The sequence below is a fragment of the Pseudomonas sp. RGM 3321 genome, assembly GCF_022836805.1.
Classification (GTDB): Bacteria; Pseudomonadota; Gammaproteobacteria; order Pseudomonadales; family Pseudomonadaceae; genus Aquipseudomonas.
This window is the reverse complement of record NZ_JALHBH010000113.1, coordinates 28,513-50,210: the sequence shown is the minus strand read 5'-3', so window position 1 is coordinate 50,210 and position 21,698 is coordinate 28,513. Positions and strand designations below refer to the sequence as shown.

The window sequence follows — 21,698 nt, the reverse complement described above, 5'->3', positions numbered from 1 at the left end:
ATTGCAGGATCGGGGCCGTGACAGCACCTTTGTCAGGTAGTCTAATGGCCACTGATTCCTCTGGAGATTCCCTTATGCGCAAGTCTGCTCTTCTGGTTGCTTCGTTCACTGCCATGGCATTGATGCTGGGCGGCTGTGCCTCGAACCTGACCGGTGATTCCTATTCCCGCGATGAGGCCAGGACCGTACAGACCGTCCGCATGGGCACTATCGAATCCTTGCGTCCGGTTAAAATCGAAGGCACCAAGACTCCGATTGGCGGTGCTGCGGGTGCGGTCGTCGGCGGCGTAGGTGGCAGCGCTATTGGTGGCGGCCGCGGCAGCATCGTGGCTGCGGTAATCGGCGCGGTGGCCGGTGGTCTGCTGGGTTCAGCGACCGAAGAAGGCCTGACCCGTACGCAGGGTGTTGAAATCACCGTGCGTGAAGATGACGGCAGCATGCGTGCCTATGTGCAGCAGGTTCAGGAAAACGAGATTTTCCGGGTCGGCGAGCGCGTACGCATCATGAGTGTCAACGGCACAAGCCGCGTCACCCACTGATCTGTAACACCGCACAGCAAAACCCCGAGCCGCAATGCTCGGGGTTTTTTATTGCCAGGCGTGAACGAGCGTGAATATCGTGCCAATGCTCACGAAGACGATGTATCTAACGCCCTATTTCTTGGGGGTGTCGCGGCCTCTTCGCGAGCAAGCTCGCTCCCACAAGACTTATGTATAACGATGGTCATTCTGAAGTCAGCCCTCGATCCCCAGCATGTCCCGCACCAGCGCTTCGGCAACCCGAATGCCGTCCACGCCAGCCGAGAGAATCCCGCCCGCATAGCCAGCGCCTTCACCGGCCGGGTAAAGGCCTTTGGTGTTCAGGCTTTGCAGGGTCGGTCCGCGGGTAATGCGCAGCGGTGCCGAGGTACGGGTTTCGATGCCGGTCAGTACCGCATCGTGCAGCGAGAAGCCTTTGATCTGCTTGTCGAACGCAGGCAATGCCTCACGAATGGCTTCAATGGCAAAGGCGGGCAGGGCATCTGCCAGGTCCACCAGTTTCACGCCCGGTTTGTATGAGGGCTCAACGCTGCCTAGTGCTGTCGAGGCCCTGCCAGCGATAAAGTCGCCGACCAACTGCGCCGGTGCTTCATAACTGCTGCCGCCGAGCAGATAAGCGTGAGACTCCAGGCGTTCCTGTAACTCGATACCGGCCAGCGGGCTGCCCGGATAGTCCTGTTCCGGCGAGATACCGACCACGATGCCCGAGTTGGCATTGCGCTCATTGCGCGAGTATTGGCTCATGCCGTTGGTGACCACTCGGCCGGGCTCTGACGTGGCTGCCACGACCGTACCGCCAGGGCACATGCAGAAGCTGTAGACCGAGCGGCCGTTGCTGGCGTGGTGCACCAGTTTGTAATCGGCTGCGCCGAGCTTCGGGTGACCGGCATATTTGCCCAGTCGCGCGCGGTCGATCAGCGATTGCGGGTGTTCGATGCGGAAGCCCACCGAGAACGGCTTGGCTTCCATGAACACGCCACGGCCGTGCAGCATGCGGAAGGTGTCACGGGCACTGTGGCCCAGCGCCAGAATCACGTGCCGGGACTCGAGCTGTTCGCCGCTGTCCAGCTGCACGCCCAGCAATTGGCCGTCCTCGATCATCACGTCGGTTACGCGCTGCTGAAAGCGTACTTCACCGCCCAGCGCTTCGATCTGATGGCGCATGTTCTCGACCACGCCTGTCAGGCGGAACGTGCCAATATGCGGCTTGCTGACGTAAAGGATTTCTTCCGGCGCACCGGCTTTCACGAACTCTTGCAGTACCTTGCGGCCGATGAATTTCGGGTCCTTGATCTGACTGTAAAGCTTGCCGTCGGAAAAGGTCCCGGCACCGCCCTCGCCAAACTGCACGTTGGACTCGGGGTTAAGCACGTTTTTGCGCCACAGGCCCCAGGTATCCTTGGTGCGCTGGCGAACTTCGGTGCCGCGCTCAAGGATGATCGGCTTGAAGCCCATCTGCGCCAGCAGCAGCCCGGCAAAGATACCGCACGGCCCGAAGCCCACGACGATCGGGCGCTCTGTCAGCCCCTCGGGAGCATGACCAACCACTTTATAGCTGACATCAGGCGCCGGGCCGACGTGGCGGTCATCGGCCAGTTTGCGCAGCAGTGCCTGTTCATCACTGACCTGAAAGTCGATGGTGTAGATAAAGCACAGCTCGGATGACTTTTTGCGCGCGTCGTAACTGCGTTTGAAGAGGGTAAAGTCCAGCAAGTCGCTGCTGTCGATGCCCAGGCGCTGCAAGAGTGCAACGCGCAGGTCTTCTTCCGGGTGATCGATCGGCAGCTTGAGTTCGGTGATTCGTAACATTAAGGGGTCCAGTTTTCGGGCCGCAGGTTCAGCCCGACAGCACTACAAGACCGGCGATTATAAGCGCTGAACCCCTTTGGCGGCGAGCCTGCCTGATCACTCGTCGCGCGAACCGCCATAATAACCGCAGCCACGCTGGGCCTGGCCGTTGATACGCAGCTCGGCAGTCAGGTGTTGTACCGAACCATTGACGCTGTCAACGCAGCGTTGCGGTGCCACCCAGATCTCGATGCGCTGGTTGTTGGCTTCGCTGCTGACGCTGAAGCTGCCGTCGGGCAGCTTCTCTTCCACGTAAGGCAAGGCGAGCGGTGCAAGACCTTCGCGCTCCAGCACCATGCCCTTGCCACTGACGTTGACGTTCCAGGCGGGTTTATTGCCATTGACGTGCAAGGTCAGACGTTTGAAATTGGCGTCTTCACAGGCCTGGCCGGGACGCTCGACACGGTACAGCTGATGCAGGTCCAGCTGACCGTCGCTGTTGGCCGCTTTGCTTGCGGCAAAATTACCGCGCAGATCGGCGAATACCGTGCCCTTGCTGTCTGCCAGTGAAGCGGCTTCCTGCAAGATGCCGGTATTGCCGCGATCCTTGACCACATAGCGCCGCTGCTCGTTGCACGGCTTGAACAGCAACTGGCCATTGCTGCCCGTCAGGTCGCCCTGCATACGGAGCATGCCTGCCGTGGATACCTTGGGTTCCTCGGTCTGTTTGCCGAGCAATTGGCACCCGGCGAACAGTGGCAGAAGGGCAAATAACAGGACGGAACGGGCAGCAAACATGATGTGGTCTCCAGACAAGTGCCGTCACGTTACTCAGACTGGAGGTTCATCACAAGGGTCGGGATGCTTATCGCGCGAGCAGTGGCTTTGACTATCGTGCAGGCCTGACTCTGGCAGTAGGAGCGAACTTGTTCGCGAAAGGGCCGTTTTGTTCGATGAAAATACATCGTTAAAACGAACGCCTTCTCGAACAGGCGAAGCATCGCCCGATTCGCTCCTGCAAAACCGTTTCGGCCTCTCGGGACGTGGCGTACGCTTAGCCGCCCAGATACGCGTCCCGCACTTTCGGATCGACCAGCAGTTCTTCGCCTGTGCCTTGCATGACCACACGGCCGTTTTCCAGTACGTAGGCGCGATCAGCGACTTTCAGGGCCTGGTTGGCGTTCTGTTCGACCAGAAACACCGTCACGCCATCACGGCGCAGCTGTTCAACGATCTCGAAAATCTGCTGGATGATGATCGGCGCCAGACCCAGCGAAGGCTCGTCCAGCAACAGCAGTTTGGGCTTGCTCATCAGTGCGCGACCGATGGCCAGCATCTGCTGTTCGCCACCGGACATGGTGCCGCCGCGCTGATTGAAGCGTTCCTTGAGGCGTGGAAAAAGTTGCAGGACCTTGTCCATCTGCTCCTGATAATCAGCCTTTTCCGTGAAGAAACCGCCCATCGCCAGGTTCTCTTCAACGGTCAGGCGCGCAAACACGCGACGGCCTTCCGGCACCACGGCAATGCTCTTGCGCATGATGATCGACGACTCCAGCCCGACCAGTTCTTCGCCCATGTAGCGAATACTGCCGCTGTGCGCGCGTGGTGAGCCGCACAGCGTCATCAGCAGCGTGGACTTGCCCGCACCGTTGGCGCCGATCAGGGTGACAATTTCACCCTGGCGTACTTCCACGTTGACGCTGTGCAGCGCCTGGATCTTGCCGTAGAAGGTGGAAACGTTTTCGAACTGCAGCATTTACGCTTCCCCCAGGTAGGCTTTGATCACATCAGGATTGTCACGAATCTGTTCCGGCGTACCGTCTGCCAGAGGCGTGCCCTGATTGATCACCACAATGTGGTCGGAAATGCTCATCACCAGTTTCATGTCGTGCTCGATCAGCAGGACCGTAGCGTTGTGCTCGCTGCGCAACACGCCGATCAGCGCTTTCAGGTCGTCGGTTTCTCTGGGGTTCAGCCCGGCTGCCGGTTCGTCGAGCATCAGGATGCGCGGGCGCGTCATCATGCAGCGGGCGATTTCCAGACGGCGTTGCTGACCGTAGGCCAGTGTACCGGCAGGGCGGTTAGCGAATTCCTTGAGGTTGACGGCTTCCAGCCAGTGCTCGGCGTAGTCCATGGCTTCGCGTTCGCTGCGGCGGAACGCCGGGGTTTTGAACAACCCGGCCAGGAAGTTGGTATTCAAATGCCGATGCTGGGCAACCAGCAGGTTCTCCACCGCCGTCATTTCCTTGAACAGGCGCACGTTCTGAAAGGTCCGCACCACGCCCTTGCGAGCAATCTGGTGACCGGCCAGGCCTTGAATGGGCTCGCCATCCAGCAGAATAGTGCCTGCGCTTGGCCGGTAGAAACCGGTCAGGCAGTTGAAGACTGTGGTCTTGCCCGCACCATTGGGGCCGATCATCGATACGACCTGCCCTTGATTGACGGTCAGGGCAACGCCATTGACCGCCAGCAGGCCGCCAAAACGCATGCTCAAGCCGGTGGCTTGCAGTAATGGGCGGCTCATTTCGGCAGCTCCGCTTTCAATTTCATTTCGGGGCGCTGCATCGGCAGGAAGCCTTGTGGACGCCAGATCATCATCAGCACCATCAGCGCGCCGAACATCAACATGCGGTAGTCGCTGAACTCGCGCATCAGCTCAGGCAGCAGAATCATCACGATGGCGGCCAGGATCACGCCCAGCTGCGAGCCCATGCCACCCAGCACCACGATGGCCAGGATGATTGCCGACTCGATGAAGGTGAACGATTCCGGGGTGATCAGACCCTGACGTGCAGCAAAGAAGCTGCCTGCGAAACCTGCGAACGCAGCGCCAAGGGTGAAGGCCGAGAGCTTGATCACGGTCGGGTTCAGACCCAGTGCGCGACAGGCGATTTCGTCTTCGCGCAAGGCTTCCCAGGCCCGGCCGATCGGCATGCGCAGCAGGCGATTGATGACGAACAACGCCGCCAGTGCCAGCAGCAGGGCGATCAGGTAGAGGAAGATGACCTTGTTGATCGAGTTGTACGGCAGGCCGAAGAACTCGTGGAAGGTCTGCATGCCTTCAGCAGCCTTGCGCTCGAAAGTCAGGCCGAAGAAGGTCGGCTTGTCGATGTTGCTGATGCCGTTCGGGCCACCGGTCAGCTCGGTGAGGTTGCGCAGGAAGATGCGGATGATCTCGCCGAACCCCAGTGTCACGATGGCCAGATAGTCACCGCGCAGGCGTAGCACCGGGAACCCCAGCAAGAACCCGAACAGCGCCGCCATCAGGCCCGCAATCGGCAGGCAGATCCAGAAGCCGAGCCCATAGTAGTGGGACAGCAAGGCGTAGCTGTAGGCACCGACTGCATAGAAACCGACATAGCCCAGGTCCAGCAGACCGGCCAGACCGACCACGATGTTCAGGCCCAGGCCGAGCATGACGTAGATCAGGATTAGCGTGGCGATGTCCACCGCACCGCGCGAACCGAAGAATGGCCAGATGAACGCCAGCACGATCAATGCGGCCAAGCCCCAGCGTTGGGTTTTCGGCTGGGTCAGGAAGTCGCTGGTTTTTTGCGGGATCAGCGGCTTGTCGGAGCCGCGACGCAGGCCGCTGATCTGCTCGGCAAACAATACGCGCAGAAACAGCAGGACCGAACACACGGCAATGATGGTCAGGGTCAGCGGGCTGGCGTTCTGCACTTGCAGGGTGACGCCGGAAAAGGCCAGCTTCAGGCCGAACACCGGGTAGGCCACAGCCCAGACCAGTGCGGCGCTGAACAGCGCCTGTTTGAAAGACTTGCTCATACTTTCTCAACCTCCGGACGACCCAGGATGCCGGTCGGTCGGAACAGCAGCACCAGAACCAGCAAGCCGAAGGCCACGACGTCCTTGTACTGATCACCAAAAATGTCGGCACCGAAAGCTTCGGCGACGCCCAGTACCAGGCCACCGAGCACGGCACCCGGGATTGAGCCGATACCGCCCAGTACCGCAGCCGTGAAGGCTTTCAGGCCGACGAGGAAACCGGCGTTGGGGTTGATCACGCCGTATTGCATGCTCAGCAGCATGGCGGCGACGGCGGCCAGTGCTGCACCGACCACGAAGGTCAGGGCGATGATGTTGTTGGTGTTGATGCCCAGCAGATTGGCCATCTTCATGTCCTCGGCGCAGGCGCGGCAGGCGCGACCCATTCGCGAGCGGGAGATGAACAGGGTCAGGCCGGTCATGGCCAGCAGGGTGACGACGAACACCACGATCTGCATGTAGGAAATCAGCACTTCCTGCGCGCCACCGGGCCCGAACGAGAGGCTGCCGGGCAGCAGGTTGGGGATGGCGAAGTTGCCGGAGCCCTGGGAAAGCTGGACCGAGTTCTGCAGAAAGATCGACATGCCGATCGCAGAAATCAGCGGAATCAGACGGTTGCTGTTGCGCAACGGACGGTAGGCCACACGCTCGATGCTGTATCCGTAGGCACTGGTCACGATGATCGCAGCGGCAAAACCGGCAATCATCAGCAGCGGCAGGCTGTGAATACCCAGCATCGCCAGACCGGCGAGTGCCATGAAAGCGACATAGGAACCGATCATGTACACCTCGCCATGGGCGAAGTTGATCATTCCGATGATGCCGTACACCATCGTGTAACCGATGGCGATCAATGCATACGTACTGCCAATGGTCAGGCCATTGACCAGCTGCTGCATGTAGTGGAATAACTCGGGCATTTACCGCGCTCCTAAAAACCTGATCTGCATTTCTCTGACCTGCGCCGGGGTGGCATTCTGTCGATGCGTAGCCTGTTGCGCTGTCAGGGAACCGCTGTTGACGGTTTTAAGATTTTCAGGGGGCCTCGTGCATGCAGTTCGGGTCGCCGAAACCTGCGTACGGGCCTGGATTCGTAAAACAAAGCCCACTGCGCTGGCAGTGGGCTTTGAGGGTTAACGCAAGCAGCTTATTTGGCGGCTTCGGTCTTGGGCTTGCCGAAGTGCCACTCGTAGACCACAAACTGGAAGTTCTTCAGGTCACCTTTTTCGTCGTAGCTCAGCTCGCCCATTGGCGTCTTGAAGGTTCCGGCGTGGATGGCAGCAGCCACCTTGGTGGTGTCTTCGGACTTGGCGGCAGCGATGCCGTCAGCAATGACCTGTACGGCGGAGTAGGACGGGTACACGAACGGGCCGCTCGGGTCCTGACTCTTGGCCTTGAAAGCCTCGGTCAGCGCCTGGTTGGCCGGGTCCTGGTCGAAGGATTTTGGCAGGGTAACCAGCAGGCCTTCCGAAGCATCACCCGCGATTTGCGAGATCGACTCGTTGCCGACGCCTTCAGGGCCCATGAATTTGGCACTCAGGCCTTTTTCCTTGGACTGACGCAGGATCTGGCCCAGTTCAGGGTGGTAGCCGCCGTAGTAGACGAAGTCGACGTTGGCCTGCTTGAGCTTGGCGATCAGCGACGAGAAGTCCTTGTCGCCAGCGTTGATGCCTTCGAACAGTGCAACCTTGACGCCTTTTTTCTCCAGCGTTTGCTTGACGGCTGTCGCGATACCTTCGCCGTACTGCTGCTTGTCGTGGATCACTGCAACGATTTTCGGCTTGGCGACGTCGGCAATGTAGTTGCCAGCGGCCGGGCCCTGGGCGCTGTCGAGACCGATGGTGCGGAACACCAGTTTGTAGCCGCGTGCGGTGATTTCCGGGCTGGTGGCAGCCGGGGTCACCATGATGATGCCTTCGTCTTCGTAAACGTCGGACGCTGGCTGGGCGGAGCTGGAGCACAGGTGACCTACCACGTATTTCACGCCGTCGTTGACCACCTTGTTGGCGACTGCAACGGCCTGTTTCGGATCGCAGGCGTCATCGTATTCGACGGCTTCAAGCTTTTTGCCATCCACGCCGCCTTTGGCGTTGATCTGCTCGATGGCCATTTTGGCGCCGTTGAACTGCATGGTGCCGTATTCGGCAACCGGGCCGGTCTTGGGGCCGGCGATGCCGATCTTGATGGTGTCAGCTGCGAACGAATGGCTGGCAACCCCCGCCATAACCAGTGCGGCAAACAGCCTTGAAAGCTTATTGGTACCCTTAGTCATGATGCTCCACTCTTGCGTTGTAGTTTTTATAATCCTGATGGCCAAGGCTCCAGGACCGGATTCGATCACCGGGTTTCCCACGCCGCCAACTGTACCGGAACAGTTTAGAGTGCCGCTCGTTGGCTTGGAAAGCCGGGCGTTTGGGGGCAAACCGATGCGTGTCGCTTAATCGAAAGAAAGTTACAGAATCAAACCGCCGGAGTGTCTGAAATCGCTTCAGATCCATAAGGTTATCTGCACGTCCCTGCGATAAATCACCTGCTACTGGGCTTGCCGGTGGGAAAGTCGGCGCTATCATTGCGCCGATTTTCTTTCTGGTGAAACCCATGACGCAAGAACCTAGCACCCTCTATGCCAAACTGCTTGGCGAAACCGCATCAATCACCTGGACTGAATTGCAACCATTCTTTGCCAAGGGTGCCCTGTTGTGGGTCGAACTGCCCCTGGATTTGATCGAAGTCGCCGAGGCAGTGGCCGAAAATGATGCAGCAAAGGTGTCTGCATGGCTGGCTGAAGGGCAGGTTGGCAAGGTCTCGGAAAGCAAGGCGCTTGAGCTGGTGGAGACCGATCCTGCGCTCTGGGCTGTAGTGGTGGCACCTTGGGTTCTGATTCAAAACAGAGCGCAGAATTGATTTGCGCACCATTGAGGTGCATTGCGGTTTGCCGAAGTGAGTTGGAAGGTAACTGTGCCGACGTCGGCGTAGCGTAAAACCACACCTGCCGATCAGTGACTGTGAAGCAGAGCGTCAGGTACGGATGGGCCTGTGAGTGGCAAAATCGTAATTGTCGGGCAGGTCGGCGAACACGTCATCAGGTTCTGAAACGTCGATGTCCGGGCCGTGCATATGCGGTGGTGGCAGGACAGACCACCGCGTAGTCGGTTCGCGCTCGTTCATCTGCCTGGCAAGGGGCAGGATTCGCTCCAGTGGCTGGGGCTTGCTGAACAGATAGCCTTGTACATAATCACTGCCGAACTGGCTGAGAAACTCCAGTTGAGCCGGGGTTTCCACGCCCTCTGTAACGACTTTCAGGTGCAGGGTATGAGCCATGACGATAATCGCCTGGACGATTTCCATATCCTGTGGGGACTGGGGAATATCAATGATGAATGATCGGTCGATCTTCAGCGTGTCGAGTGGCAGCCGCTTGAGATAGGCAAGCGATGAGTAGCCGGTGCCGAAGTCGTCAATCGACAGCGAGACCCCCAGGCTGCGAATGTGCTTGAGCATCAGGATGGTGTTGCTGATATTGCCCATCAACGCATTTTCGGTCACCTCCAGTTCCAGTCGGCCAGGTGCAACGTCGGCGTCGGCCAGTGCGTGTTCGACCTCTTCGACCAATTCGTCGCGGCCCAGCGTGAGTGCTGAGCAGTTGACCGTGATGATCAGCTGTTCCAGCCCTTCCTGACGCAGTGTGCGAAGGTCGTGACAGGCGCGGCGCAGCACCCAGTTGTCCAGCTCGGCGATCAGACCGTTGGCCTCGGCAATGCCGATGAAGCGCCCGGGAGCCAGCAGACCGTGTTGTGGGTGATTCCAGCGCACCAGTGCCTCCAGCTTGGCAACGTGGCCGGTACGCATGTCGACTATAGGCTGATAGTAAACCTGCAGGCCGGTCTCTTCGCGCAGGGCATTGCGCAGTTCCTCCTCCAGTTGCAGCTCCAGACTCGCCTTGGTCTTCAGCGCGGGGCTGAAGAAATTGACCCTGTTGCGTCCGTTGCCCTTGGACTGGTAAAGCGCGAGGTCTGCGTGCTTGAGCAGTTCATCGCAGGTCGAACCGTCGCGCGGGAACACGGCGATACCGATACTGGTCGTCATGACCATGCGCCTTCCTGCCAGCGCGATGGTTTCCTTCATTTTTTGCATGACCCGATAGGCCAGGTTTCGTGCCTCTTCGTAGTCCGGAATGCTCAGCAGGATGCAGAATTCATCGCCCCCGAAACGGGAGACTACGTCTTGAACACGGGTGGCGCTGCGGATGCGTTCGGCGATCACCTTGAGCAGTTCGTCACCGGCGTCATGGCCCAGGCTGTCGTTGATGCGCTTGAAATGGTCGATGTCCAGAAACATCACCGCAAGCATGCCGTTGTTGTAGGTGTGCTCCTGCAGCTTTTCGGCAAATATCTGATTGAAGCCCCGGCGGTTGATCAGGTTGGTCAAAGGGTCGTAATGGGCCACCTGCTGAAGCGAGACGCGGGCCTGATCCAGTTGGCTGAGCAGCGCGTTGACGCGCTGCAGGTCATGCTCCTTGCCTTGCAGTTTCTTGTCGGCCATTGCCGCGCTGATGCTGCCGGCGATGATAAGCAGCGTGATGGCGGCAATGGTAAGACCTAGCTGCTGGCTGTTTTCGGTGCCGGGGATGTGCAGTGCAGCGCCTTCGGGCATGACCAGTCGCAGTGCCCTCATGCCCATCAAGTGCATGGTCAGCAAACCCGCACCCAGCAGAAGACTCACCCCGTAGCGGAACATCTGATGAAACATGCCGTTGTACTGACGCAGATGTCGGGACAGTGTCAGTAGCGCGATGCTGGAAAGCACCGCGACGAGGATCGACAGCGCGAACATCCGCGGTTCGTAGTACTCCGTGGCAGCGGAGCGCATCGCCGACATGCCCAGATAGTGCATGACACTGATACCTGTGCCCATGACCAGCGAACTGATCAGACAGCGCTTCAGCGTCAGCTCGGGGATGGTCAGGGCTCTCATGGCCACCAGTGCGGTGACCAGCACGATCAGCAGGGAAGCCAGAGTAACCGTCAGGTCGTAAGATATTTTCAGCGGGGCCTGAAACGCCAGCATGCTGATGAAGTGCATCGCCCACACGCCGCCCGCCAGGCATAACGCACCCAGCGCTTTCCACAGGCGACGGCTCTTGATGGCGTCGACCTGGATGACACGGTCGGCAATATCCAGCGTGGCAAAGCATGCAGCGCAGGCCACACCGTAAGCCAGCGCTACCAGAAACAGGTTATGACTGCAGTCGATCAATAATTGCCCGTCCGCTGGGAGGCCAGCGAATACGTTCAAACCCAGCCACTCCATAGCACGCCCTATTCTCACTACAAGAGCGCCAAGCCTCAGGACCTGGCGGTTTGAGCTGAGTATAGAAGCTGTTTACAACCTGCTACCCCAACGAGCTGCCATTTTGATATTGGCTCAATAACGAATAGTTATAAAAGGCCATCATCTACCTTGCGTAGTTACGAATGTTTACAGACAGATAGCGCTTCTGCTTCTAGATTGAAGTTATCGAGAGTCAAGGGATGGATGCCTTCATGAGCACGCTCCAGGCAGAAAACGCTACTCAGGCTGGCAATGCCTGGCGCGTGCTGTTCCTGCTTTTTCTGGCCAATCTGTTCAACTTCTTTGATCGCACCATCCCGGCGATCATCGTCGAGCCCATTCGTCTGGAATGGCATTTGAGCGACTTTCAACTGGGACTGCTGGGGACTGCATTCACGCTGGTCTACGCTGTCGCCGGTCTGCCATTGGGGCGCATGGCTGATAACGGGGCGCGCAAGAAACTCATGGGCTGCGGGTTGGCGGTCTGGAGCGGGTTGACGGCGGTCAATGGCATGGTGGGCAGTTTCTGGACGTTCCTGCTGGTGCGCATGGGCGTCGGCATAGGTGAGGCCAGCTACGCGCCTGCTGCCAACTCGCTGATCGGTGATCTGTTTCCAGCCCATCGACGTTCGCGGGCCATGGGGCTTTTCATGCTGGGTCTGCCGTTGGGTCTGCTACTGGCGTTCTTTACCATCGGCGCTATGGTCAAGGCGTTTGACAGCTGGCGGGCACCTTTCTTTATCGCTGCGGTACCCGGTCTGTTGCTGGCCGTGTTCATCTTTTTCATCAAGGAGCCCAAGCGCGGCGCTGCTGAAAGCGTGCGTATGTCAGAGGCGAAGATTGAAAAGCCGATCCGCCGTGTGCTTTCGATTCCGACCTTTCGCTGGCTGGTGCTGGGCGGTCTGACCTTCAACTTTGCGACCTACGCCTGCAATTCATTCATGGTGCCGATGCTGCAGCGCTACTTTCTGCTGCCGTTGCAGGAAGCTGCGCTGGCGACCGGGGTGATTGTCGGCGTCACCGGGCTGATCGGTCTGACGCTTGGGGGCTGGATAGCCGACAAACTGCATCAGCGCTTTTCCAATGGACGGCTGTTGTTTGCGACCATCAGCATGTTGATCGCCGCACTGGCCACAGGTTATGCGCTGCATGCAGGGCAGATCGGGATCGGTGTATTCGTGGGGGTATTCAGTCTGGGCTGGCTGTTCGCCTACAACTTCTACACATGCGTCTATACCGCTATTCAGGACGTGATCGAACCGCGCCTGCGGGCGACGGCCATGGCGCTGTTCTTTGCCGGGCTTTATTTGCTGGGTGGAGGGCTGGGGCCGGTGGTGGTCGGTTTGCTGTCTGATCACTTTGCCCATGCAGCGATGGGCGTTGCGGGTGTCGAGGTGATGAGCGAAAGCTTCAAGGCCATCGGTTTGCACGATGCCATGTACCTGATCCCGGCAGCGCTGTTTCTGACCTTGCTGTTCCTGTATCAGGCTTCGCGCTGTTTCAGCCGGGATGCCGAGCGGATGAAGGCGAGAATGGCGGCTGACGAGCCGGTGGAAGAGCTGGCGCAGGGGATTGTCGTGGCCAGGCAGTGATTGCGCTGATGCAAGACCGGACGCGGAGCGTCCAGAACGGCGTACCGACGCAGAGCGACGGCACGATGGTCATCTAAAGACTTATGGATAACGCGAGTGTATCAAGGCTTCAGCCCGCAACCAGTACCCGGATCGCTTCCAGGCGCAGAGCTGCTTTTTCAAGCATGGCCAGGCCTTGTTCGCGCTGGGTGCGCAGGGCGACCAGTTCACTGTCGCGCACGGTCGGGTTGACCGCTTGCAATGCCGTCAGGCGAGCCAGTTCCTCTTCAGTGTCGGCTGCCAGACGGCGCTGTGCTTCGGCTACGCGTTCTGCGTGTCTGGGGGTGATTTTCTCTTCGCCCGCATTGATTCTCGGCGTCAATTGGTCACGTTGAGCCTGGATGAACTTGTTGGCGCTGGCACGAGGCACGCTTTCGAGCTGATCGTTGAGGGTGTTGAACGACACACGGCTAGACAGATCGTTGCCATTGGCGTCGAGCAGGCAACGCAGCGCGGCAGGAGGCAGGTAGCGCCCCAGCTGCAAGGAGCGAGGAGCAACCACTTCGCTGACGTAGATCAGTTCCAGCAGGACAGTGCCCGGCTTGAGCGCCTTGTTCTTGATCAGCGCCACGGCGGTGTTGCCCATCGAGCCGGACAGCACGAGGTCCATGCCGCCCTGAACCATCGGGTGCTCCCAGGTGATGAACTGCATGTCTTCGCGAGACAGTGCCTGATTGCGGTCGTAGGTGATGGTAACGCCTTCGTCGTCGCCGAGCGGGAAGCTGGCGTCGAGCATTTTCTCGCTTGGCTTGAGGATCAGGGCGTTTTCCGAATGGTCCTCGCTGTCGATGCCAAAGGCGTCGAACAGGGTTTCCATGTAGATCGGCAGGCTGAACTGGTCGTCCTGTTCCAGAATGGCTTCAACCAGTGCTTCGCCTTCGCCGGCCCCGCCGGAATTGAGCTCCAGCAAGCGGTCGCGACCAGTGTGCAGTTCGCTTTCCAGGCGCTCGCGCTCGGCGCGGGCTTCGTCGATCAGACTTTGCCACTCGTCGTCGTCACCGCTTTCCAGCAGCGGCAGCAGGCGCGGGCCGAACTGATGCTGCAGGGCGTTGCCGGTCGGGCAGGTATTGAGGAACGCATTGAGCGCCTCGTGATACCACTGGAACAGGCGTGCCTGCGGGCTGGTTTCCAGGAAAGGTACGTGCAGCTCGATGGTGTGCTTCTGGCCGATCCGGTCCAGACGTCCGATACGCTGCTCCAGCAGGTCCGGGTGCGACGGCAGATCGAACAGCACCAGATGGTGAGAGAACTGGAAGTTGCGGCCTTCACTGCCGATTTCCGAGCAGATCAGGACCTGAGCGCCGAACTCTTCGTCTGCAAAATAGGCTGCCGCGCGGTCGCGCTCAAGGATGTTCATACCCTCGTGGAAGACCGTGGCTGGAATGCCGGAACGCACGCGCAGCGCGTCTTCCAGGTCCATGGCGGTTTCGGCGTGGGCACAGATGACCAGCACCTTGACGCGCTTGAGCATTTTTAGTGTGTCGATCAGCCAGTCGACGCGTGGGTCGAAGCGCCACCAGCGCTCTTCTTCGCTGACTTCCGACTGCGACTGGAAGCTGACTTCCGGGTAAAGATCGGCGTGTTCGCCAACCGGCAACTCAAGGTATTCCACAGGGCAGGGCAGCGGGTATTGATGCAGCTTGCGCTCCGGGAAGCCCTGCACGGCGGCACGGGTGTTGCGGAACAGCACGCGGCCGGTGCCGTGACGGTCCAGCAGTTCGCGAATCAGGCGCGCCTTGGCTTCGTCGTCGCCGGAGTTCACGGCCGCCAGCAGGGAATCGCCTTCGGCACCCAGGAAGCCATGAATGGTTTCCTGTGCCGCAGCGGACAGCTTGCCCTTGTCGAGCAGCTCCTGAACGGCCTGAGCCACCGGACGGTAGTTCTCGCTTTCGGCGCGGAAGGCCTTGAGGTCGTGGAAGCGGTTCGGGTCCAGCAGGCGCAGGCGGGCGAAGTGGCTGTCCTGACCCAGCTGTTCCGGGGTCGCGGTCAGCAGCAGTACGCCGGCAATGACTTCGGCCAGTTGTTCGACCAGCGAGTATTCGCGGCTGGCCTTGTCTTCGTGCCAGACCAGATGGTGGGCTTCGTCGACTACCATCAGGTCCCAGCCTGCCGCAAACAGGGCATCCTGAGCTTTTTCGTCTTCAACCAGCCATTCCAGCGCAACCAGCGCAAGCTGGGTGTCTTCGAACGGGTTGCCGGCATCGCTTTCCATGAAGCGCTCGGCGTCGAACAGTGCGACCTGCAGGTTGAAGCGACGACGCATTTCCACCAGCCACTGGTGCTGGAGGTTTTCCGGGACCAGGATCAGCACGCGACTGGCGCGCCCCGACAGCAATTGGCGGTGAATCACCAGACCGGCTTCGATGGTTTTACCCAGACCCACTTCGTCAGCCAGCAGAACGCGTGGCGCGATGCGGTCTGCGACTTCACGAGCGATATGCAACTGGTGCGCAATGGGTTGCGCTCGCACGCCACCCAGGCCCCAAAGCGAGGACTGCAATTGGCGGCTGGTGTGCTCCAGCGTGTTGTAGCGCAACGAGAACCAGGACAACTGGTCGATCTGGCCGGCGAACAGACGGTCGGTTGCCAGGCGGAACTGGATGAAGTTCGACAGCTGGGTTTCCGGCAGCGTCACCACTTCGTTCTGCGCGTTCAGGCCGTGGTAGACCAGCAGGCCATCGACATCGTCGACTTCGCGTACGGTCATCTTCCAGTTTTCGAAGTGTGTGATCACATCGCCTGGGGAGAAGCGCACGCGGGTCAGCGGCGCATTACGCAGTGCGTACTGACGTGTTTCGCCAGTGGCCGGATAGAGCACGGTCAACAAGCGGCCGTCCTGTGCCAGAACGGTGCCTAAACCCAGCTCGGCTTCGCTGTCACTAATCCAGCGTTGCCCCGGTTGATACTGCTGCGCCATGCTGCCTGTCTCCCGCTTGAAAAAGCTGAGTATGTTAACGGAACGCGCACCGAAGGCCAAAGGCAGCGTGAAAAAACTCATCTTCAGCGCTGATAACCCATCGAATTTTTAGTTCCATGACACTAATTTCACTGTCAGCGGTCGAAAAAGATCTTATAAACATTTGCTGACTATTTTAGCCCGGTTCAAGTTGCCTCGTGCACGGCCGACACCCCGGTAAGAGGAGATAAAACCATGCTGCAACCTATGCTTCCGCTAAGTGTGGTGCCTGTGACATCACAGATGGACCCGGCCAGACGCATACCGGATATCCCGCCTGTCGCACCGGTGCAGCAAAGCTCCAACGAGACCGCCATCGACCTGCGCAACGAAGATACCGAACGCAGCGCCTTGTTATTGCGTGAAGAGCATCAGCGTCAGCAACAGCAGCAGGGTCGAACCTCTGAAGAGGCTGAGGAATATCAGGGGCTGGTCGTTCCGGGGGATTCTCTGAACGCTGACAACACCGTCCCTGTGGTACCGCTCATCGACGACGAGCCGCGCCAGGGCCTCTGGGTGGATATTCAGATCTGATAAGCGGGAAAGCCCGGTTCTTCGCTGGTCATGGCCGCTGCGATTAAGCATTATTGGCATTGATTTCCAGTGTTCGAGAGCGGCAAGCCATGAGCGACGATGAAAAATTGATCGACCTGGGCGCAGAGCGCGCCAGGCGCGTTCACGATTTGAACGACAAACGCCTCAACGAAGTGCGCAATGCCTTCGAACAGGCAATGCCTTTAAGCAGTAAAAAGCCAAAGAAAAAGCCTAAAAAACGCTGATACTCCCTTTCTGCATCATTGATCTGGATCAAGGTGCCTTCGTGCAACCACGTTTAACCTGATGCCATCGAATACGGCGCAACACGACGACCAGCCAGTCGTCGCCAGCGCAGTATCGGCGGCACAAAAAAGAACGACTGGCCAGGGCCAGTCATTCTGTCAGTGAGCACGCAAGGCATTTCGGGCGACCCAGGTCGCCCTTTTTTTCGTCTGTATTTCAGCCCAGGCCTTTAGGCCACTGTTTTTGCGCCGGCATGAGTCAGGTTGTAGGCTCTGGCTTCTTCGGCTGTTTTCACGTCCCGGTTATAGCTCGGCGACCAGGCGGTCAGCGGTGATTTTTGAGTGAAACTGACGTTACTGCCGATGTCTTTGAAGTGGGCGTCGCCGTAGTCATCCAGCACGCCGGAGTTACTTGCCTTGTTGGCGACATCTATGCCTTTTGCGAAATAGTTGGACTGCGACAGAATCGTTGCATCCCCCGTCGCAGTGAAACCGAGGTGGAATTTGTCGATGGAGTTGTTGAACACGTCAAATTGCCCGTGACGCATCAGGCCGGGGGCTCGAACATCCAGGTTGCTGAAGACGTTGTTGGCAATGGTCATCTGCGGATAGCCCTTGTAGGCGGCTTTGGCGGCTGGAGAATCATCGGGCTGGCCCAGAATCACCCCATATTCGTTGTTCTGAAACTTTGAATTGGTCAGGCTGACTTTATCCGCCGTCCCGCCCACGTAGAGCAGCTTATCCAGCCCTTTGGGGTTCTGATCCTTGGTGCCCGTGTAGGTGTTCTGATCGATCCAGTAATTCTTGCCGCTGCTGATGAACATCTGCATGTCACCGTTTTCACGGTAACGGCTGTCGTGGTTGAAGTTGAGGTTCTGGAAAATATCGTTGCTCGCGGTTTTGCCACTGGCCAGATAGATGTTGTGCAGGGTGTTGCCCTTGTCGGTGCCCAGCAGGGTTTTGTTGGCTCCGAAATTGATGGTCACTTTGCTGTCGGCAGACAGGTTGGCTCCCAGACGCACCGTACGGGCGGTGTCGTCTTCCATATTTTTCTTGAGTTCCGCAACGGTATTCACAGTAACCACTTGGCCGCCGTTACCGCCGGTCGTGCCAGCGTCTTTGGCGAAACCCACAATGCCGGACATGTCCGCGCCCAGGCCGTGTGCGGCCGGTGTGGCGGTTTTTTCTGCTTTAACTGTGCTATCCGGTGTGGCGGTATTGGTGGTCGAGGTTTTCGGCAACGCAGGGTCATGGACCACTGCTGGTTTTACCGTATCGGGCCTGGCCGTTGTCTTGTCTGGAGGGGCACTGCTCCGCTCGGCGGTGCGAGGGGCTGTTTGTGACGGTGGTGTTTGTGACGGTGCTATCTGTGAAGGTGCAGTGGGCGTCGACTCTGTATTTTTTTGCAGTGATACAGGTTTTTCTGAGGGGTGATCGTTCTGCACTACAAAGGGTTTTTCTGCGTTGCCCTGAGGCGTCGAAGGCGATGATGAGGAAGAGGGCGATTGAGCGAGCGTCGGCGTCTGTTCGCGTTGAGTCTGTGCAGGCGGCGTCGCGTCCTGTTGCTGATTGCCGCGCAAGAGAGAGAACAGTTCCTTGAGAAAGTTACGAATGGCTTCCACAAGTTTGTTCAGTATCTGCTCACTGTTACCGCCCGGCATGTTTGAAGACGCGCTTGTATCAGTCGGCTGGACTCTGGAGCTTACTGTGTTCAACGAGGAGTGCGGGCCGTTGGCCTGTTGTGTCAGGCCGAAGTCGATCAGGTTGCTGTTGTGGCCCGGCTTGATGCCCTGGCCTTGCGACTGCGCTTGATCAGTCTGTGCAGTGGCATCCTGCGCAGGAATCCCGGAGACGGGGTAATAGTTTCTGTTGATCATATTCATGGCTGATTTCCCCGCCTGTGGGATGAACAATTCGTGATCCGGATAGAGAGTGCCGCTGGTTTCCTGAGTGGAAAGCGCAGGAAAGCAGTTCCGGATGCATCATGAATTTTTTGTTCAAGCCACTGGCGAGTCTGGCGTGCGCATTGTGTGGCGCACGCCCATGCGCGGTATCAGCCGAAGGTGATCTCGGGCAATACGGTCAGGTCGACGGTCTGCTGCTTGCGTGGGGCGAGGATCTCGGCTTCGCCGTCCACAACCAGCTCATCGTTCTGATTGAAAACGCGGGTTGCGATGCGCACTCGGAACTTCGGCAGTTTTTCCAGGATTTCCAGGCGCACAGTCAGGGTGTCGCCCAGTTTTACCGGTTTCTGGAAGGTCATCTGCTGACCGATGTAAATGGTGCCCGGCCCAGGCAGCTCGCACGCAACGGCCGCACTGATCAACGCGCCACTGAACATGCCATGAGCGATGCGCTCCTTGAACATGGTCTTGGCGGCGTATTCGGCGTCCAGGTGAACCGGGTTGTGGTCGCCGGACATGGCGGCGAACAGTTGAATGTCACGCTCTTCCACAGTCTTGCTATAGCTGGCGGTCTGACCGACTTCAAGGGCTTCGTAAGGCGTGTTGGTGACTTGAGTCATGTGGCTGTCCTGACAATAAAAATGGATTGAAGCGGGCCGGCTTGTGCAATCCGACTTAGCCTTGATTTGTAACACTTGATGACCTGCCGCCGCCAATGCGCGGACAAGATCATTCAGACGCTTGCCGGGGCTACCCGGATCACATTCAGGGCAAATAATAAGCGAATGTCATGAGAATACGGCTGTTGCGGTATCGAGAGCCTGTTGATTAGCGGGCCGCCTGCAATTGGCAGTGTATCGTCGTCGGCAGATTTCAGTCTGAACGGAGGCAAGATTCATGCTACTGATGACGCTCGGCCGATTATTTGCCTGAGACGTTTTAACTGCTAACGTCGGGCAGGCCTATGCAGGGAAGAGGATAAAAATAATGCAAAGTGATTTCTGGGATGACAAGCGTCCGGCAGGTGTCGACTCCGAGGTGGACTTACAGACCTATCAGTCGGTCATTGAGGTATTTGAGCGTTGCTGCAGAAAGTTTGCCGACCGACCCGCATTCAGCAATATGGGCGTGACCCTGACCTACGCCGAACTTGAGCGTCACTCTGCCGCCTTCGCAGGTTATCTGCAGCAGCACACACAACTGGTGCCGGGTGACCGTATTGCCGTACAGATGCCAAATATCCTGCAATACCCGATTGCCGTATTTGGTGCGATGCGCGCCGGTCTGATCGTGGTCAACACCAATCCGTTGTACACCGCACGCGAGATGCGCCATCAATTCAAGGACTCTGGTGCCAAGGCGCTGGTCTACCTCAACCTGTTCGGCAAGCTGGTGCAGGAAGTGCTCCCCGACACGGCAATTGAACACCTGATCGAAGTGAAAATGGGCGATATGCAGTCACCTGCCAAGGGATGGCTGGTCAATACCATTGTCGACAAGGTCAAAAAGCTGGTCCCGTCATTCCATTTGCCCCAGGCCGTCGGCTTCAAGCGTGCGCTTCGCCTGGGGCGTGATAGCCGGATGCAGGTCGTACCGCGAGGTCTGGACGATGTTGCTGTGCTGCAATACACCGGCGGCACCACGGGGCTGGCCAAGGGCGCGATGCTCACTCACGGCAATCTGGTCGCCAACATGCAACAAGTCTATGCCTGCATGCGCCAGCAGCTTCCTGAAGGCGGCTCGCTGTTTGAAGAGGGCACAGAGGTAATGATCGCGCCGTTGCCGCTCTATCACATCTATGCATTCACGGCGAACTGCATGTGCATGATGATCAGCGGCAATCACAACATCCTGATTACCAACCCTCGCGATATCGGCGGCTTCATCAAGGAGCTGGGCAAGTGGAAGTTCACCGCCATGATCGGCCTCAACACGCTGTTCGTGGCGCTCATGAACCATCCGCAGTTCAGGCGTCTGGATTTCTCGGCGCTGAAAAGCACCAATTCCGGTGGTACTGCGCTGGTCAAGGCCACGGCCGAACGCTGGGCGCAGATCACTGGTTGCACAATCGTCGAAGGTTATGGCCTGACCGAGACTTCGCCTGTCGCCAGTGCCAATCCTTACGGTGCTCTGGCTCGTCTGGGTACGGTCGGTATTCCGGTGCCCGGCACCGCGATGAAGGTTATTGACGACGACGGTGCCGAGTTGCCTTTTGGCGAGCGAGGCGAGCTGTGTATCCAAGGGCCTCAGGTCATGAAGGGCTACTGGAACCAGCCGGCTGCCACCGCCGAGTCTCTGGATGCGCAAGGCTGGTTCAAGACTGGTGACATTGCGGTGATTGGCGCCGACGGATTCGTCAGTATTGTCGACCGCAAGAAAGACTTGATCATCGTGTCCGGCTTCAACGTTTACCCCAACGAAATCGAAGACGTGGTCATGGCCCACCCGAAGGTCGCCAACTGCGCCTGTATCGGTGTGCCGGACGAGCGTTCGGGGGAGGCCGTAAAACTGTTTGTGGTGGCGCGCGAGCCGGGGTTGAGCGTTGAAGAGCTGAAGGCCTTCTGCAAGGAGAATTTCACGGCTTACAAGGTACCCAGGCATATTGTCCTGAGGGAATCGTTGCCGATGACGCCGGTAGGCAAGATTCTGCGCCGGGAGCTTCGTGACATCGCCTGAGTCACCTAATCATCTTTATTTGTGTACATGACCCCGTTTGCAGACTGCTGCATGCGGGGTCTTGTTTTTGAAAAACCGTTAATTATGGGGGGCGACCGCTCTGTTCCGGTGCTTTCAAGGTAATAATCAATATTCTTTTAAAGTTTTAAAAATGACTGATTTATGGTTTATGGTCTGTTTGGTGACTGTGCGGCCTTCTTATGCCTCTAGTCGACGTTTGGCAAAGCTGCTACTCTCGGCGCGCTTTTTGATCAGTCATAAAGCGAAAAAAGCGTCTACTGCATAATTCCAAGCACAAGAAAATCATC

At 58.3% G+C, this 21,698-nt stretch carries 17 protein-coding genes and 1 pseudogene; 6 read left to right on the top strand and 12 right to left on the bottom strand.

Annotated features, from left to right (window positions below; genetic code table 11):
• Positions 1–74 precede the first annotated feature (74 nt).
• Positions 75–539, top strand: coding sequence for a glycine zipper 2TM domain-containing protein (locus RGM3321_RS16680; RefSeq protein WP_004657512.1), 465 nt, complete (start codon positions 75–77; stop codon positions 537–539).
• Positions 540–734: 195 nt separating this feature from the next.
• Here RGM3321_RS16680 and RGM3321_RS16675 read toward each other — a convergent pair whose 3' ends face one another.
• The 8 genes and pseudogenes from RGM3321_RS16675 to RGM3321_RS16640 all read right to left on the bottom strand — a co-directional run.
• A complete protein-coding gene (locus RGM3321_RS16675; protein WP_244393990.1) occupies positions 735–2,348 on the bottom strand; it encodes an NAD(P)/FAD-dependent oxidoreductase in 1,614 nt (537 codons plus the stop codon).
• Positions 2,349–2,444: 96 nt separating this feature from the next.
• On the bottom strand, positions 2,445–3,125 hold the full coding sequence (locus tag RGM3321_RS16670; protein ID WP_244393989.1) for a hypothetical protein: 681 nt from the start codon (positions 3,123–3,125) through the stop codon (positions 2,445–2,447).
• A gap of 256 nt (positions 3,126–3,381) precedes the next feature.
• The gene (locus tag RGM3321_RS16665; RefSeq protein ID WP_002554807.1) at positions 3,382–4,083 is read right to left on the bottom strand and encodes an ABC transporter ATP-binding protein; all 702 of its coding nucleotides are present in this window, start codon (positions 4,081–4,083) and stop codon (positions 3,382–3,384) included.
• A complete protein-coding gene (gene livG / locus RGM3321_RS16660; protein WP_002554806.1) occupies positions 4,084–4,851 on the bottom strand; it encodes a high-affinity branched-chain amino acid ABC transporter ATP-binding protein LivG in 768 nt (255 codons plus the stop codon). It lies immediately after the preceding gene.
• Positions 4,848–6,113 (bottom strand): high-affinity branched-chain amino acid ABC transporter permease LivM, encoded by a 1,266-nt coding sequence (locus tag RGM3321_RS16655; protein WP_244393988.1) that lies wholly within the window; start codon positions 6,111–6,113, stop codon positions 4,848–4,850. Before RGM3321_RS16655 ends, livG begins: the two co-directional genes overlap by 4 nt.
• Positions 6,110–7,033 (bottom strand): high-affinity branched-chain amino acid ABC transporter permease LivH, encoded by a 924-nt coding sequence (gene livH, locus RGM3321_RS16650; RefSeq protein WP_010432468.1) that lies wholly within the window; start codon positions 7,031–7,033, stop codon positions 6,110–6,112. Before livH ends, RGM3321_RS16655 begins: the two co-directional genes overlap by 4 nt.
• A gap of 227 nt (positions 7,034–7,260) precedes the next feature.
• On the bottom strand, positions 7,261–8,385 hold the full coding sequence (locus RGM3321_RS16645) for a branched-chain amino acid ABC transporter substrate-binding protein (RefSeq protein ID WP_244393987.1): 1,125 nt from the start codon (positions 8,383–8,385) through the stop codon (positions 7,261–7,263).
• A 73-nt stretch (positions 8,386–8,458) separates the two neighbouring features.
• Positions 8,459–8,713: pseudogene (locus RGM3321_RS16640) on the bottom strand (hypothetical protein); the annotation flags it as partial.
• Between RGM3321_RS16640 and RGM3321_RS16635 the strand changes: the two are divergent.
• A complete protein-coding gene (locus RGM3321_RS16635) occupies positions 8,712–9,017 on the top strand; it encodes a DUF2288 domain-containing protein (protein ID WP_244393986.1) in 306 nt (101 codons plus the stop codon). The pseudogene RGM3321_RS16640 and the gene RGM3321_RS16635 sit on opposite strands and share 2 nt — an antisense overlap.
• A 114-nt stretch (positions 9,018–9,131) precedes the next feature.
• Here RGM3321_RS16635 and RGM3321_RS16630 read toward each other — a convergent pair whose 3' ends face one another.
• On the bottom strand, positions 9,132–11,423 hold the full coding sequence (locus RGM3321_RS16630) for an EAL domain-containing protein (RefSeq protein ID WP_244393985.1): 2,292 nt from the start codon (positions 11,421–11,423) through the stop codon (positions 9,132–9,134).
• Positions 11,424–11,656: 233 nt separating this feature from the next.
• Between RGM3321_RS16630 and RGM3321_RS16625 the strand changes: the two genes are divergently transcribed.
• Positions 11,657–13,036, top strand: coding sequence for an MFS transporter (locus RGM3321_RS16625; RefSeq protein ID WP_244393984.1), 1,380 nt, complete (start codon positions 11,657–11,659; stop codon positions 13,034–13,036).
• 109 nt (positions 13,037–13,145) lie between these two features.
• Here the strand turns inward: RGM3321_RS16625 and rapA are convergent, their stop codons facing one another.
• A complete protein-coding gene (gene rapA, locus RGM3321_RS16620; RefSeq protein WP_244393983.1) occupies positions 13,146–15,992 on the bottom strand; it encodes an RNA polymerase-associated protein RapA in 2,847 nt (948 codons plus the stop codon).
• A gap of 234 nt (positions 15,993–16,226) precedes the next feature.
• Here rapA and RGM3321_RS16615 point away from each other — a divergent pair, with 234 nt between their 5' ends.
• Positions 16,227–16,565: an aspartate-semialdehyde dehydrogenase gene (locus RGM3321_RS16615; RefSeq protein WP_244393982.1), complete on the top strand. Its 339-nt coding sequence runs from the start codon at positions 16,227–16,229 to the stop codon at positions 16,563–16,565.
• Positions 16,566–16,654: 89 nt separating this feature from the next.
• Positions 16,655–16,810, top strand: coding sequence for a hypothetical protein (locus RGM3321_RS16610; protein WP_005743242.1), 156 nt, complete (start codon positions 16,655–16,657; stop codon positions 16,808–16,810).
• 230 nt (positions 16,811–17,040) lie between these two features.
• Here RGM3321_RS16610 and RGM3321_RS16605 read toward each other — a convergent pair whose 3' ends face one another.
• Together RGM3321_RS16605 and RGM3321_RS16600 are read right to left on the bottom strand one after the other, a co-directional pair.
• On the bottom strand, positions 17,041–18,693 hold the full coding sequence (locus RGM3321_RS16605; protein ID WP_244393981.1) for a type III helper protein HopAK1: 1,653 nt from the start codon (positions 18,691–18,693) through the stop codon (positions 17,041–17,043).
• Between the two features lie 170 nt (positions 18,694–18,863).
• Complete coding sequence (locus RGM3321_RS16600; RefSeq protein WP_005743244.1) at positions 18,864–19,334, bottom strand: MaoC family dehydratase; 471 nt, start codon at positions 19,332–19,334, stop codon at positions 18,864–18,866.
• Positions 19,335–19,701: 367 nt separating this feature from the next.
• On the opposite strand from RGM3321_RS16600, the gene fadD2 reads away from it, so the two are divergent.
• On the top strand, positions 19,702–21,390 hold the full coding sequence (gene fadD2, locus RGM3321_RS16595) for a long-chain-fatty-acid--CoA ligase FadD2 (RefSeq protein ID WP_244393980.1): 1,689 nt from the start codon (positions 19,702–19,704) through the stop codon (positions 21,388–21,390).
• Positions 21,391–21,698: the final 308 nt, after the last annotated feature.

Coding starts and splice junctions, on each gene's coding strand:
- RGM3321_RS16680 (WP_004657512.1), top strand. CDS start 75: ATGCGCAAGTCTGCTCTTCTGGTTGCTTCGTTCACTGCCATGGCATTG.
- RGM3321_RS16675 (WP_244393990.1), bottom strand. CDS start 2,348: ATGTTACGAATCACCGAACTCAAGCTGCCGATCGATCACCCGGAAGAA.
- RGM3321_RS16670 (WP_244393989.1), bottom strand. CDS start 3,125: ATGTTTGCTGCCCGTTCCGTCCTGTTATTTGCCCTTCTGCCACTGTTC.
- RGM3321_RS16665 (WP_002554807.1), bottom strand. CDS start 4,083: ATGCTGCAGTTCGAAAACGTTTCCACCTTCTACGGCAAGATCCAGGCG.
- livG (WP_002554806.1), bottom strand. CDS start 4,851: ATGAGCCGCCCATTACTGCAAGCCACCGGCTTGAGCATGCGTTTTGGC.
- RGM3321_RS16655 (WP_244393988.1), bottom strand. CDS start 6,113: ATGAGCAAGTCTTTCAAACAGGCGCTGTTCAGCGCCGCACTGGTCTGG.
- livH (WP_010432468.1), bottom strand. CDS start 7,033: ATGCCCGAGTTATTCCACTACATGCAGCAGCTGGTCAATGGCCTGACC.
- RGM3321_RS16645 (WP_244393987.1), bottom strand. CDS start 8,385: ATGACTAAGGGTACCAATAAGCTTTCAAGGCTGTTTGCCGCACTGGTT.
- RGM3321_RS16635 (WP_244393986.1), top strand. CDS start 8,712: ATGACGCAAGAACCTAGCACCCTCTATGCCAAACTGCTTGGCGAAACC.
- RGM3321_RS16630 (WP_244393985.1), bottom strand. CDS start 11,423: ATGGAGTGGCTGGGTTTGAACGTATTCGCTGGCCTCCCAGCGGACGGG.
- RGM3321_RS16625 (WP_244393984.1), top strand. CDS start 11,657: ATGAGCACGCTCCAGGCAGAAAACGCTACTCAGGCTGGCAATGCCTGG.
- rapA (WP_244393983.1), bottom strand. CDS start 15,992: ATGGCGCAGCAGTATCAACCGGGGCAACGCTGGATTAGTGACAGCGAA.
- RGM3321_RS16615 (WP_244393982.1), top strand. CDS start 16,227: ATGCTGCAACCTATGCTTCCGCTAAGTGTGGTGCCTGTGACATCACAG.
- RGM3321_RS16610 (WP_005743242.1), top strand. CDS start 16,655: ATGAGCGACGATGAAAAATTGATCGACCTGGGCGCAGAGCGCGCCAGG.
- RGM3321_RS16605 (WP_244393981.1), bottom strand. CDS start 18,693: ATGAATATGATCAACAGAAACTATTACCCCGTCTCCGGGATTCCTGCG.
- RGM3321_RS16600 (WP_005743244.1), bottom strand. CDS start 19,334: ATGACTCAAGTCACCAACACGCCTTACGAAGCCCTTGAAGTCGGTCAG.
- fadD2 (WP_244393980.1), top strand. CDS start 19,702: ATGCAAAGTGATTTCTGGGATGACAAGCGTCCGGCAGGTGTCGACTCC.